This window comes from Desulfatiferula olefinivorans, assembly GCF_054657895.1.
Window position 1 is genome coordinate 42,503 of sequence record NZ_BAAHXV010000021.1, and the last position, 13,967, is coordinate 56,469.

Annotated in this window: 12 protein-coding genes; all 12 read left to right on the forward strand. The window is 59.1% G+C overall.

Features of this window, described 5'->3' with window-relative positions:
• Positions 1 to 560 precede the first annotated feature (560 nt).
• The 12 genes from ACYQ11_RS14670 to ACYQ11_RS14725 all read left to right on the forward strand — a co-directional run bounded on the left by ACYQ11_RS14670 (position 561) and on the right by ACYQ11_RS14725 (position 13,881).
• Entirely contained in the window at positions 561 to 3,110 is a 2,550-nt protein-coding gene (locus tag ACYQ11_RS14670) for a tetratricopeptide repeat protein (protein WP_459924550.1), read from the forward strand.
• Between the two features lie 18 nt (positions 3,111 to 3,128).
• Complete coding sequence (locus ACYQ11_RS14675; protein ID WP_459924551.1) at positions 3,129 to 4,526, forward strand: sigma 54-interacting transcriptional regulator; 1,398 nt, start codon at positions 3,129 to 3,131, stop codon at positions 4,524 to 4,526.
• Positions 4,527 to 4,614: 88 nt separating this feature from the next.
• Positions 4,615 to 5,019: a flagellar basal body rod protein FlgB gene (gene flgB, locus ACYQ11_RS14680; RefSeq protein WP_459924552.1), complete on the forward strand. Its 405-nt coding sequence runs from the start codon at positions 4,615 to 4,617 to the stop codon at positions 5,017 to 5,019.
• Positions 5,019 to 5,456 carry a flagellar basal body rod protein FlgC gene (flgC, locus tag ACYQ11_RS14685; RefSeq protein ID WP_459924553.1) on the forward strand — a complete coding sequence of 146 codons (438 nt, stop codon included), beginning with the start codon at positions 5,019 to 5,021 and terminating at the stop codon, positions 5,454 to 5,456. Before flgB ends, flgC begins: the two co-directional genes overlap by 1 nt.
• 13 nt (positions 5,457 to 5,469) lie before the next feature.
• Positions 5,470 to 5,763, forward strand: coding sequence for a flagellar hook-basal body complex protein FliE (gene fliE / locus ACYQ11_RS14690; protein ID WP_459924554.1), 294 nt, complete (start codon positions 5,470 to 5,472; stop codon positions 5,761 to 5,763).
• A 91-nt stretch (positions 5,764 to 5,854) separates the two neighbouring features.
• Entirely contained in the window at positions 5,855 to 7,441 is a 1,587-nt protein-coding gene (gene fliF / locus ACYQ11_RS14695; protein WP_459924555.1) for a flagellar basal-body MS-ring/collar protein FliF, read from the forward strand.
• Complete coding sequence (gene fliG, locus ACYQ11_RS14700; RefSeq protein WP_459924556.1) at positions 7,441 to 8,451, forward strand: flagellar motor switch protein FliG; 1,011 nt, start codon at positions 7,441 to 7,443, stop codon at positions 8,449 to 8,451. The genes fliF and fliG overlap by 1 nt, the downstream gene beginning before the upstream one ends.
• Complete coding sequence (locus ACYQ11_RS14705) at positions 8,435 to 9,247, forward strand: FliH/SctL family protein (RefSeq protein WP_459924557.1); 813 nt, start codon at positions 8,435 to 8,437, stop codon at positions 9,245 to 9,247. The genes fliG and ACYQ11_RS14705 overlap by 17 nt, the downstream gene beginning before the upstream one ends.
• Before the next feature lie 12 nt (positions 9,248 to 9,259).
• A complete protein-coding gene (locus ACYQ11_RS14710) occupies positions 9,260 to 10,588 on the forward strand; it encodes a FliI/YscN family ATPase (RefSeq protein WP_459924558.1) in 1,329 nt (442 codons plus the stop codon).
• Between the two features lies 1 nt (position 10,589).
• Entirely contained in the window at positions 10,590 to 11,054 is a 465-nt protein-coding gene (gene fliJ / locus ACYQ11_RS14715) for a flagellar export protein FliJ (RefSeq protein WP_459924559.1), read from the forward strand.
• 14 nt (positions 11,055 to 11,068) lie between these two features.
• Positions 11,069 to 11,737, forward strand: coding sequence for a MotE family protein (locus tag ACYQ11_RS14720; RefSeq protein WP_459924560.1), 669 nt, complete (start codon positions 11,069 to 11,071; stop codon positions 11,735 to 11,737).
• An 11-nt stretch (positions 11,738 to 11,748) separates the two neighbouring features.
• The gene (locus ACYQ11_RS14725) at positions 11,749 to 13,881 is read left to right on the forward strand and encodes a DUF3141 domain-containing protein (protein WP_459924561.1); all 2,133 of its coding nucleotides are present in this window, start codon (positions 11,749 to 11,751) and stop codon (positions 13,879 to 13,881) included.
• The last annotated feature ends 86 nt before the right edge of the window (positions 13,882 to 13,967 follow it).

Consider the following 13,967-nt stretch of genomic DNA (forward strand, 5'->3'; position numbering starts at 1 on the left):
CTGATTCGCTGTTGCGGAGGGTCGGACTGCGCCAAAATTTTGGCGAAAACGGGTAGACGGTCGGCGTTTGGGTTGAACCGGACCGGGCGCGATAGGGATTCCGGGGCCGCGTTAAGGCGTATATCCCGTAAAAGGTTGGACATTCGAGGGTTTAGAGGGTGTGTGGCATGTACATTGCAAAAAACGGTCGCAGTGAATGAACCGGTTCGGAAGGGGCCGCCGCCTGCCGGGCTTTCCCGATGAATTTTCGGGAGTCATCGTTCAATGGCCGGTTTCGCCAAATGGGCGTTGACTTTTTGATTGTTTGTGCTAATGCTTCGATATTATTTGTGTTATGACATGTTGAACCGGTTTCGGATCACCGCATAGAAATCGTCCAAACGTTGACGGCTTCGTAAAACATCCGATTTTAAGCGTTGCGCTTCATCCCTCGTCACTGCGGCGTACCCTCAGTACGCCTCATTCCTCGGGATTCGCGACGCCTTGAACTCGAACGCTTTTCTTTGCCGTCATGTGATGACTTTATACGAGACCGTCAAGCCTGAAACGAGAACGCGTCTATGACCCGAGGAACACTCATCAAGATCCTGGTCTTTCTGCCGTGCCTGAGCCTGCTCCTCCGCCTCGGGTGGGACCCCGTCGCTGTGGGGGCCGACCTCACCGCCATCGAGGTCAACGCCGATCCCTACTCGGTCAGCATCGCTTTGACGGAAGCCGCACCGTACAAGGTGGTTCAGTTCGATCAGTCCGAGGTCCTCGTGGCCTTCAAGGACGTTCGGACGGCCGAAAGCCTGACGCCCACGGGCGAAGGCGGGCCGTTTATCCGTGAGGTCCGGATAGCCCAGCGACGGGGTGATATCGTATCTTTGATTATCACCACCGACGGGAATATCGGTTCCTTGAGCGCCCGGTGGCTTGCCGATCGAAAGGCCCTTGTGGTCGCCCTGTCTCCGGCCGGCGGCAGAGCCAAGGAAAAGAAGGTCCGGAAACTCAGCCGGACCGCGGGCGATACGCCCGCGGTGATCGCTTCGAAACCGTCGGTGGCCCGTGAAACGTCCGAACCGGTCGATTCGGTGCAAGAACCGGTCGAGTCCCCGGCTGAATCACGGGGCGCTCCGGCGTCGGTCATCGAAGAGGAGATCGGCTTTGCGCTGGGCGGGCGAAGCTTTGACAATCGATATTCGGGCAGCACCCAGGATCTGTTTCTTGAGCTTCGCTCCGACGCCTGTGAGGACCTGGCGGATGTCAAGCGGGCCGTACTGCTGTGCAGTCAGGGCGGCTGGACCCGGGGATTTGAAATCTTCAACCGCTATGCCGACGATCGGAGCCTCAGTGTCGACTGCCTTGAAAATGTCATGGTTCTGAGGGCCTACAGTTTTTTTAAAGGGCTTGAGGACCGGGACACCCGGGGCCTTTTCGAGGCGGCCGGATATTTTCAGGATCTTTTGGCCTATTTCCCCAATTCGATTTACACCCCCTATGCCCTGACCTGTCTGGGAAAAATTTACGGAAGCCTGGGGGACCCGATCCGGTCGGAAGGTTATTTCCAGGTTGTGCTCAAGCAGCATGCCTATTACCCCGGGACCCCGGAGGTGATGTTCGAACTCGGCCGTATTTATTCGGAACGGAACGAAAGCAAGCCGGCGGTGGAGATGCTTCGCAGCGTGGTCACCCGGTTTCCCCACGGGGCCTTTATCGGCCAGGCCAAACTCCAGCTGGGCAAGGCCCTTTTCCAGATGAACGACTTCCACGGATGCGTCAAGGTTCTTGAGGATCTGGTCGACACACGGCCCCGCATGATTTTTGAAACACCCGATCTGCTTCAGTATCTGGGCAACGCGTATTATCACACGGGCCGGAGCGAGATGGCGCGTCAGGCCCTTGCCCGGGTCTACAATCTTTTCCCGGACCTTCCCGGCAAGGACACCCTGCTCACCCGCATCGGCGACACTCTGGTCGAAAACAACCAGAAAGAAAAGGCCGTCGCCGTCTTTCAGCGGGTGATTGCGATGTTCCCCGGATCCGACGGCTTCGTGATCAGCAGCATGCGGCTGGCGGAATTCCTCGAAAGCCGGGAAGAGAAAGAAAAAATGTACAACATGGTTATCGACGAATTCCCCGACAATCCCCTGGCACGGCTGGCGCTGATGCGCCTGGCCCTGCTTCAGAACGGCGCCGGGGAATACGAAAAAAGCGTCGAGACCGTCAAGCGGCTTCTGGCCACCCAGCCCCGTGCCCTCAAGCGCGACGCGGTCAACCTTCTTCAGGAATCCTCGGAGAGGATCTTCCGGCGGCTGCTTGAGAAGGATGAATACACCGAGCTGCTCAGCCGGTTCGAAACCGATAAACGGATTCTCGACGAGGCGGACAATCCCAACCTCTTTCTGCTGGTGGGGATGGCCTATCTGAAGGCCCATCTTCACGACAACGCCGTGGACATGCTCCTGAAGGCCTATAAGCGCACCGGAGAGAAGAAACGCCCGGCGGATCTGATTTACGCCCTGGGGGTGGCCATGGACGAGGCGGGCCGGGCCGACGAGGCCCTGGAGATGTTTCAGACCTATCTGAAATTTTTCCCGGATACGGCCGAGGCTCAGGATGTCCATGCCCGGATGGGCGGCATTTTTTTTCAGAAAAAAAAGTACGGCGAGGCGGTTTCTCATTACAAAAAAGCCCTGGCCCGGGGCGGAGAAAGCGCCGTGCGGGCTCGAATTCTTGTTGACATGTCAAGGTGTCACAGCGCCATGAACGATCACGCCACGGCCGTTGGCGACCTGATCAAGGGCATCAACCTGCTGGCCGGGGAACCGAAGGAGTCCTTTGATACCCTGGCGCTGGCCCATCGGCACCTGGGTGAGAATTACATGGCTCTAAGGGACTGGGACAAGGCCGCCGACGCCTTTTCCATGTCGGTCAAGTTCTCGGGGCCCGAAGACGACACCACGGAAGTGTATTTCATGATGGGTGAGGCCCACCAGAACAACCGGAATTTCGACGCGGCCGAAAAAGCCTATACCACCGTGGTCGAAACAGGGGATTCGTTCTGGAGCGGCATGGCCAAAGAACGCCTTCGCAGCATGAAACTCAAAGTCAAACTGGAAAACACCTGATCGGATTCTGACGCAGTCATGACGGACATCAAACCCATACTGGTGGTCGACGGCAACCTGTCATCCAAACGGGAGCGCATTGCCGTTCTCGAGAACTGGGGCTGCCACGTGATGTCGGCCCACGATAAGCCCGACGCCCTGGCCCGTATGGAAAAAACGGCGTTCGCCCTGGTGGTGCTTGGGGACGACGCGCCGGGAATGAGCACCGCCGAGTTCCTGGAACGGATCGCGGACGCCGATCCCCGGCCTCCCGTGCTGGTGACGGCAAGATCCGTGGCCGTGGACGCCGCCGTATCGGCCATGAAGGCCGGTGCCCTGGACTACCTGATCGAGCCCGTTCCGGCGGAACGTCTGCTCGCCCATCTGGAGGCCCTTCTGGCCGGGCCGGAAAAACACGGCGGCGTTGATGGAAGCGGGACCGGCGGAACCTCCCGCACGTCCCGACCCATCATCAGCGGGCATCCGGTAATGACGGATCTGACGGCCATGGTCGACCGGGTGGCCGACAGCACCGCATCGATTCTGATTCAGGGTGAAAGCGGCACCGGCAAGGAGCTGTTCGCCCGATACATCCACGACAAGAGCGCCCGGCGCAAGGGGCCCTTTGTGGCCGTGAACTGTGCGGCCCTGCCGGAAAATCTTCTGGAAAGCGAGTTGTTCGGTCATGAAAAGGGGGCCTTCACCGGGGCCGTCGCCCGCAAGGCCGGCAAGTTCGAACAGGCCGACGGCGGGACCCTGCTCCTTGACGAAGTCACGGAAATGCCGCTCCATCTTCAGTCCAAGCTGCTCCGGGTGATTCAGGAAAAAGAGGTGGACCGGGTGGGAGGCGGTGCGCCGGTGTCCGTGGACGTCCGGATCGTGGCGACCACCAACCGGAATATCCTGGAGGCCGTGTCCCGGGGGGAGTTCCGTGACGATCTGTACTACCGGCTGAACGTGATTCCCCTGACCATCCCGCCCCTGAGGGAACGGCGGTCGGATATCCCCCTTCTGGCGGCGCATTTCATCCGCAAGTTCAATGCCCTTGACAGGCGTAATGTCAAATCTTTGACAAAAGGGGCCCTTGATCGCTTGAACGGCATGCCGCTTCGGGGTAATGTCCGGGAGCTGGAAAACCTTCTCCAGCGGGCCGTGCTGCTGGCCCGCACCGAGATGATCACCGAGGACGACCTTGTCCCGGGTGTACCGGCTTCGCCCCCTCACAACGAGGCGTCGACCGATACGGCCCTGCCCGATGAGCTTTTGGCGTCCCCCCTCAAGGACGTGGAACGCCGGATGATTTTTCACACCCTGGGCAAAACGGGGGGAAACCGGACCCATGCCGCCCAGATTCTGGGCATCAGTGTCCGGACCCTTCGAAACAAACTCAATGAATACAAGGACAGCGGCGATCTTCCCGAGGACGAGGACCGCTGATTCCCTTCATCCCGCCTGACGGTCTCATGTGATATAGGCATGCATGTTGCATCTTTGTGTGGCCATGGAATGGAACACAAGGAGGGACATGATGACGGATTCCTATCTGTTCGACACGACCATGCGGCTTCTCGAAAAATCCGTGGGCGTCACCACGCGGCGACACAGCCTGATCTCCGGAAACATCGCCAATGTGGATACCGTGGGCTACCGGCCCAAAGACCTTGATTTCAAGAAGACCCTGGAAGCGGAAATGGCCCGGCAGCCGGAAAAACTTGCCCGAACCGATCCCCAGCACTACGCCTTCGGGGTCCCGTCCGATCTGAGCCGGACGGCCGTCGAATCCGGCGACATTTTCGACCCTGATCCGGTGAACATCGACACCGAAATGAGCAACCTGGTGGAAAACAACGTCAAATACCGGACCAGCGTGGATCTGCTCAAACGCAAGATCAACATCCTGAAACACGCCATCAGTGAAGGAGGACGGTAATGGACCTGATTAAATCGCTTCAGATCAGCGCCACGGCGCTTTCGGCCCACCGGACCAAGGTCAACGTGATTTCCGAAAACATCGCCAATTCGGAAACCACCCGCACCGAGGAGGGCGGTCCCTACCGGCGGAAAATGGTGGTGCTGGCCGACAAGACCATCACGCCGGATTTCCGGCAGACCTTCGAGCAGGCCTCCCGCACTTACAAGGGGGTCGAGGTCGAGGAGATCGTCGAATCCCAGGAGAATTTCAGGCTGGTCCACAACCCGGCCCACCCGGACGCGGATCCGGAGACCGGCTACGTGGCCATGCCCAACGTGGACACCCTGGCCGAGATGGCCGACATGCTGGTGGCCAAGCGATCCTACGACGCCAGCGTCACCGTGGTCCAGAACACGAAAAGCATGATCAGGCGCGCCCTGACCATCGGCGAATAAGGAGGGATGACCCATGGTGGACGGCATCAAAGGACTGGGCGGGCGTATTATGCGCCAGGAACCGGGCTCCGCGTTTTCCGCAGGTGACGACCGGGATTTTTCCGACCGGATCCGATCCATGCTCGAGGATGTGAACGACAAGCAGCACAAGGCCGATGCCGACGCACAGAAGGTGGTCAAGGGCGAGCTGGGCATCCATGAAGGGATGATTTCGATCACGGAGGCGGACATTTCCCTGCGGTACCTGGTCCAGGTTCGGGCCAAGGTGATGGCGGCATACAACGAAATCATCAAAATGCAGATATAATAACGACCTGCCTGCCCGTGGATTGACGGCCCCGTGACGATCAGCCGGCCCGCCGGGCGGAAAACCAACCGATTGATGTGGTGAAACGACTATGGCCATTGCGTTAGGACAGATATTCAACAATTTCAAGGAAGTGCCTCTTTCCAGGAAAATCGCCACCTTTGCCATTGCCTTTCTGGTGGTGGCCGGGGTGGGCAGTATTTTTTTGTGGGCCAATCAGTCCGAGTACAAGGTGGTGTTCACCCAGCTTCTGCCCGAAGAATCGGCGGAGATCGTTGAAAAGCTGAAAGAACTGAAGATCCCCTATAAATTCGAGCGCAGCGAAAGCGTCATCCTGGTGCCGGCGTCCCGGATTCATGACGCCCGCCTGGGGCTGGCCGAGGCCGGATTGCCCAAGGGGGGGATCGGCTTCGAAATCTTTGACAAAACCGATTTCGGCACCACGGAATACGTGCAGCAGCTGAACTTTCAACGGGCCATCCAGGGTGAATTGGCCCGGACCATCCGGGAAATGGACGAGGTCAAAGACGCCCGGGTCATCGTGGTGCTGCCCAAGGATTCGGTGTTCGTGGAGGACGTGAAACCCCCGTCGGCCTCGGTGTTTCTCAAACTCAGGTCAAGCCTTGCCCCGGGCAAGGTCGAGGCGATTGTGCATCTGGTGGCAAGCGCTGTCGAGGATCTGACGCCCGAGCTGGTGACCGTGGTCGATTCCGACGGCAAGGTGCTGTCCCGGGGGCTGGGTCTCGATGAGTCCAATACGCCGCTGACCAAGCAGCTCGAATACAAGCTGGCCTATGAAAAGAACATGGCCGGACGGGTCCAGACCATGCTCGAGGAGATTGTGGGGCCGGGCAAGGCCATTGTCCGGGTCACCGCCGATATGGATTTCGCCCAGGTGGATGTGAACGAGGAAATTTTCGATCCCGACACCCAGGTCGTCCGGAGCCGCCAGGCCATTGCGGACCGGTCGGACAAGAACGACGTGGCCGCCGGTCGGATTTCCAGCGTGAACCCCATCGGCAACGAAGGCGATCAGCCCCGGGGCCGGAGCGAGCTCAGTGAGCACAATGACGAGACCGTCAACTACGAAATCAGCAAGACCGTCCGGATCACCCAGAATCCGGTGGGCACCGTGACGCGGCTGTCCGTGGCGGCGGTACTCGACGGCAACTATCGATGGGAAAAAAACGAGTCGGGTCGGGGCGAGCGGGTCTATGTGCCCCGGACGGCAGAGGAACTGGGCCGTTTTGAAACCATCGTCCGGCAGGCCATGGGGTACAGCGCCGACCGGGAGGACCAGGTGTCCGTGGAATCCATTCCCTTCTCATCGGGAGAGATCTGGACCCGGGAAGAGGAAACGGCGGGATTCGGTTTTTCATGGAAGGATCTCAAGGCCGAATACGGACGCCCCACGGCCAATGTGCTGATGGTTCTGCTTCTGTTTTTCTTTGTGGTGCGTCCGTTGATCAAAACCGTCAAACAGGTGTCCGAAGGCGACGAGGATCTTCTGTTGGGACACAATGAGCCGGAACAGCTGATTTTTGACGACCAGGGACGGCCGGTTCTGCCCAAACCCCGGGCCACCACGATTCAGGACAAGGCCATGGTTCTGGCACGGGAGGATATCAACCGGGCCGCCAACATCATCCGGGGCTGGCTCAGTGAAGGAGGCGACTGATGGACGCAAACGACAAGACGATTCCGGGCCCCACCAAGGCCGCCATGTTCCTGCTCAACATGGGAGAAAGCTACGCCTCGGAAATATTCAAGCGAATGAGCAATGCGGAGATCAGGAAGGTGGCCTCGGCCATGGCCATGATCGGTGAAATCGCCCCCGCGGACCTGGCTCAGGTGTCCCAGGAATTTGTCCGGCTCTACGAAGGGGAATCCAAGCTGGTGGTCGAACCCGACGGTTTTCTCAAAGCCGTCATCGAGCGCACCCTGGATCCCGAGCGGGCCGAAATGATTCTCAAGGATATCGAGGAACGCAAACGGGACAAGCCCTTTGTCTGGAGCCGGGAGGTGAACCTGGCAGCCCTGGCGTCGGCGCTGTCCACCGAGCATCCCCAGACCATCGCCATGGTCATGGCTCATCTGCCGCCGGATATCGCCGCCGACGTGATGGTGTCCTTCCCCGAGGAACTCAAGGGCGATATCGCCCTGCGCGTGGCCCAACTGGGGCAGGTGCCCGAAGACATTGTCCGGGATGTGGACAACGCCCTCAAGGCGGAAATGAAAAACATGGTCAGTTCGGGCGGCAAGGTGGGCGGCCTCCAGGTTCTGGTGGATATTCTCAACGGCGTGGACAAGGCCACCGAGGAAACCATCATGGAGGTGATCGAGGAAGAAAACGCCGAAATGGCCGGCAATATCCGCGACATGATGTTTGTGTTCGAAGACATGGTCGCCATCGACGACCGCGGCATGCGCGAAATTCTCAAGAAGGTGGAAGGTCCCCAGTTGACCCTGGCCCTCAAGACCGCCAGCGAAGAGATGAAGAACAAGATTCTGGGCAATCTGTCCTCACGGGCCGCCGAAATGATTCTCGAAGACCTGGAGGTCATGGGGCCTGTGAAACTGTCCGAAGTCGAGGAAGCCCAGCAGGCGGTGGTCCAGGCGGCCAAGGAACTCGAAGCGGACGGAACCATTACCCTGGGCGGGAAAGGAAAAGATGATGTCCTCGTCTAAGACCGACTCCCATGAAAGCGATTCAGACTGGCGGCCCCTGGTGCCCTCGGATCTGGAAAAATTCGACCGGGAAGTGATCAGCGGCCCCGATCTGGATGATCCGGAAGTGGCCCGGGCCTTCCGGGCCTTGTACGAAAGGGACGGAGAGGAATCCGACAAGCGATTTTCTCTGCTGTACGGTCCCCGTCGGGAATTTGACAGGGAACACAGTGAACGCCGGCAGACGGAACAGGCCGAGAGGGCCGGTGCACAGGCGGCCGATGAACCCATCGCGGATCCCGGACCCGATCTGGAGGCCGTCCGCCGACAGGCTTACGACGAAGCGTATGCCAGGGGGGAGAAGGACGGCTTTGAGGCGGGTCTTGCCGAGGCCCGGGAAAAAACCGAACGTCTGGCCGCCCTGGTTGGGGATGTGGAGGGGATGTGGTCCCGCATGGTCAGGCGCTATGAATCGGACATCGTGGCACTGGTGCTGCGGGTGGCCGAAAAGGTGGTTTACGGCAGGGTCGAGACGGACAAGGAGATCATCACCCGGGCCATTCTCGACGCCTTTCAGAAAATCGCCGATCCGGTCCATGCCGTCATCACGGTCAACCCGGAGGATTATGAGTACATCGAGGTGGTCAAGGAAGACTTTTTTGAAGCGATCAAGGGCCTCAAGCAGGTGACCCTGGTGTCCGATCCCCTGGTGGCCGTGGGCGGATGCCGCATTGAAACGCCGGCCGGGGAAGTGGAGACGGATATCGAGGAGCGGCTTGAGGCCGTCAAACGCTGCGTGATCGAAAACATCCGATAGGAAAAAATGCACATGACGACCATGGATTACGCCATCAACTGGGACAGCTACCATCACGCCGTGGACAACTGCCTGAGCATCCGGCTCGAAGGGCGGGTGGTCAAGGTCGTGGGGCTGATCGTGGAAGCCGTCGGCCTGAACACCGGGGTCGGTAGTTTGTGTACGATCCGGACCGAAGGCCGTGAGGCGATTCTGGCCGAGGTGGTGGGATTCCGGGATGACCGGGTGCTTCTGATGCCTTACGGAGACGTTCGGGGCATCCGGGCCGGCAGCCGCATTGTGCTGCTGGAAAAGGGCCCGGAAGCGGAGGTGGGTGAAGGGTATCTCGGACGTGTCATCGACGGCATGGGCCAGACGCTTGACGGCGGCCCCCCCATCGTGCCCGACGCCCGTTACCCCCTGTACGGCAAACCTCTCAACCCCATGGAGCGTAAACCCATCACGGAACTGATGGATGTGGGGGTGGCGGCCATCAACACCATGATTCCCCTGGGACGGGGTCAGCGGGTGGCCATCATGGCCGGATCGGGCGTGGGCAAAAGCGTGCTGATGGGCATGATGGCCAAACACACCGAGGCCGATGTGACCGTCATCGGTCTCGTCGGAGAGCGGGGCCGGGAGGTCAAGGATTTCGTGGAAAACAATCTGGGCGAGGCGGGACTGAAAAAATCCGTGGTGGTGGCCGCCACCTCGGACATGCCCCCCCTGATCCGCATGCGGGGGGCCTACCTGGCCACGGCCCTGGCCGAGTATTTCCGGGACCGGGGCAAACACGTGCTTCTGATCATCGATTCCATCACACGTTTCGCCATGTCTTCGCGGGATGTGGGGCTCTCGGCCGGGGAACCGCCCACCAACCGGGGATACACCTCGTCGTTTTTTGTCAGGATTCCCATTCTGCTCGAGCGGGCCGGCAACCTCGAGGGCGGGGGAAGCATCACGGGCATTTATACGGTGCTGGTCGAAGGCGACGATCTCAACGATCCCGTGGGCGACACGGTGCGATCCATCGTGGACGGCCATATCGTGCTGTCCCGGAAGCTGGCCAACCGGGGCCACTATCCGGCCATCGAGGTCCTTGAGAGCGTCAGCCGCGTGGCCCGGGATGTGGCCGGCCCGGAGCATCTGGCCCTGCGGGAGAAACTGATCCGGCTCCTTTCGGCCTACGCCGGATCCGAGGACATGATCACCATCGGGGCCTATGCCAAGGGATCGAACCCCCTGATCGACCAGGCCATCGCGCTCAAACCGAAAATCGATGAGGTGCTCCGTCAGCCCATCGACCGGATGGACAACCTGGCGGTCTCTCTCAACAAATTGAAAGCGGTGATGGCGACCTGATATGAAGAAGTTTCAGTTCAGCCTGAAGGCCCTGCTCAGCTACCGGGAACATCTGGAACAGATGGCCCAGCAGGAACTGGCCAAGGTCCAGGCGGAGATCAACGCCGTCACTGCGCTGATCGAGGAATTTGAACAGAGCAGGGACAGCGCCAGGTCCGAGCTGGAAATCCGTTCCGAAGCGGGCATCACGGCCCTCGACATGGGGCGGTACATGGATTACCTGGCCGGACTCGAACAGAATCTCATCGAAGCCCGGTCCTATCTGGTTCAGCTCACCCGGCTGGCCGAAAAAAAACGCGGGGTACTGACGGTGAAATCGGTGGAACGGAAAATTATCGCCAATCTCAAGGAACGTCGGAAGGCCGATTACGTGGAGGAGGCGGGAAAGACCTTCCAGAAGCAGGCCGATGAAATGGTTCTGGTGTCCCGTCTTTCCGGAATCAAGGACGAGGATACGGATTCGTAAAACGAGGGGCAGGCATGAAAAAAAAGCGTCTTTGCACGGTCAAACCATGGATTTATTTTTTCATCGTGCTGAACATTCTGATCGCCGGCGTGCTGGTTGCGCACCGGGACGGCGCCGTTCCGGGCCTTGGGGCGGTGGTGGCCGCGGCCGACGCCGCCGATGAGCCCCGGCCCGAAGATGCCCCATCGAATGTTGATGTTAAGGAAACCGGGGAGGACGCCGATAACAATAACGCAACCGAAGACGTGAAAGTGATGCTTGACGGCCTGGAGGAAAAACGCATCCAGTTGCAGAACCAGGAAGAGCGCATCCGAAAGGAACAGGAAAAGCTCAATGCCCTCAAGCAGGAACTGGAAGACAAAATGGCCGAGCTTGCCCGGACCCATGAGCTGATCGAACAGAGTCTGGCCAGACTCGACAGGAAGAAATCCGAAAAAGAACGGCTTCGGGAAGAAGCGGAAGACAGGAAAATCAAGCAGCTTGTCAAGGTTTACTCGAACATGAAACCCAAACAGGCCGGTGAAATCATCAACAAAATGGACATCGTGATTGCCGAAAAAATATTTCTGAGCATGAAAGGTGAGGCGGCCGGTCAGATCCTTTCCTACGTCGACAGCGCAAAAGCCGCCCAGATCAGTGAACGTCTGGCTGTGAACATCGGCAGCAACGAGCCCGATCCCTGAGGAGGGCAATTATGAATACGATAACGGCAGACGATCCCTTCGTCGCCTTTCCCATGATGGGCTGGGTGAACGAGGTGATGGAGTATACCTGGGATACCTGGCAGCGGGCCTTGCTTTTTGTCGATACCATCCGACAGCAGGGCACGGATTTTATCGAAGAAAATGAGAAAGGCCTGCCCCCGGTCATCGATTTTGATTATGAGATCATGTGTGACGGCAGGGACCTAGACCGCCCCGTCAACTATTCCCTGGCCCGGATTCTTCCGGAAAAAGGGGTGACGATTTCTGAGGACAGCCGGCCCGTGATCATCATCGACCCCCGGGCCGGACACGGCCCCGGCGTGGGGGCCATGAAAAAGGAATCGGCGGTGGGTGTCGCCATGAAAAACAGCCATCCGGTGTATTTCATGATGTTCTCCCAGTTTCCGGTTCCCGGCCAGACCCTGGCCGATGTGGTGAACGCCCAGATCCGCTTTATCGAAGAGGTGGGGCGGCTGCATCCGGCGGCGGACAAGCCCGCCGTCATCGGCAACTGCCAGGCCGGATGGGCCACGGCCCTTCTGGCGGCCGACCGGCCCGACATCACCGGGCCGCTGTTTCTCAACGGATCACCCCTGTCCTACTGGGCCGGCAAGGATGTGCGCAACCCCATACGCTACAAGGGCGGCATGCTGGGCGGTATCTGGACCGCGTCGCTCTACGCCGATCTGGGCAACGGGTTTTTCGACGGGGCCAACCTGGTGAAAAATTTCGAGGACCTGAACCCGGCCAACACCTGGTGGAAAAAGAAATACAACCTCTACGCCAACATCGATACCGAGAGGGACCGTTTTCTTCACTTCGAGAAATGGTGGAACGGTTTTTTCTTTTTGTCCGCCGAGGAGATCCGGTTTATCACCCGGGATCTTTTCGTGGGCAACAAGCTCGAAGCCGGGGAGGTCAGCTTTGAAAACGGCCGGCCCATTGACCTGAAGAATCTGAAGGACCCGATTTTCGTGTTCGCCTCCGAGGGAGACAACATCACGGCGCCCCAGCAGGCCCTCAACTGGGTGATGCGGGTGTGGGGAACGGTGGAGGATATCAAGCAGGCCGGACAGGTGATCGTCTATCTGCTGCACAAGGATATCGGCCATCTGGGCATTTTTGTGTCCAGCAAGGTGGTCAACCGGGAACACAAGGCGATGATCGGTCATGTGGACCTGGTGCATTACCTGGCTCCGGGTCTTTACGAGATGGTCATCGACGATTCACGGACCAATGATCAGGGTGAGCCGGAAGTCCGTTTCGAATCGCGGGATTTTGAACACATCATGGACCTTAACGAGCCCCGGGGCGAGCTTGAGTTCAAGTATGTCAGCCGTTTGTCCGAGATCAACGACGGCATGTACCGGGGACTGATCAGCCCCTTTGTCCGCATGTTCACCAACCGGTTTACCGCCGAGTTGTTCTGGCGCAGTCATCCGCTTCGGTATGAACGGTATCTTCTGTCCGACCTGAATCCGGCCTTCATTCCGGTCAAGACCCTGGCCCCTTCGGTGCGAAAGCGGCGTCGTCCGGCCTCACCCAACAACATTTACCGGCGCATCGAGGCCTCGGTGGCCGACAGCGTGGCCGCCTGGTTCGACTATTACCGCGACATGCGGGATCTGTTGCATTACCAGTTGTTCTACCTGATCTACGATCATCCGGTGATGCCTCTGATCTTCGGCGGCGAGGACCGAAAACCCAGTGCCGACGGTCGCAAGCGGCGACGCTGCTACCGAAAATACCGTGTTCATTCGGGCACGGGGGGCATGGCCGAAGGCTTGTTCCGAGCCTTGATGGCCCTTAATTACAAGAAAAAGGTCAGCCACAGCAATCAGCTTGAATTTTACAAAGACCTGGTCCGGGCCAGTCGCTATCTGGTCAACCTGGACAAGGACGAGATCGGCAGGATCATCAGCCGCCAGGCCAAAATTCTTCGGGGTGACTTCGATCTGGCCGTCGAGACCATTCCCGAGTTGATCAAAACGCCCGAAGACCGCCTGGTGGCCATCCACATCCTGAAATGCAGCGTGGAGGACAGCCGTCAGGTGGAACCCGAGGAGCAGGCCCTGCTCGACCGCCTGATCACCCTGCTCGACGACCGCAAAACCCTGAGTTGAGCCGTACCCCAAATCGTTTACCCCAACGGCCGCCGTCATGATGACGGCGGCCGTTTTCTGTCTGGAACAGCAGAATGCCTGACCCC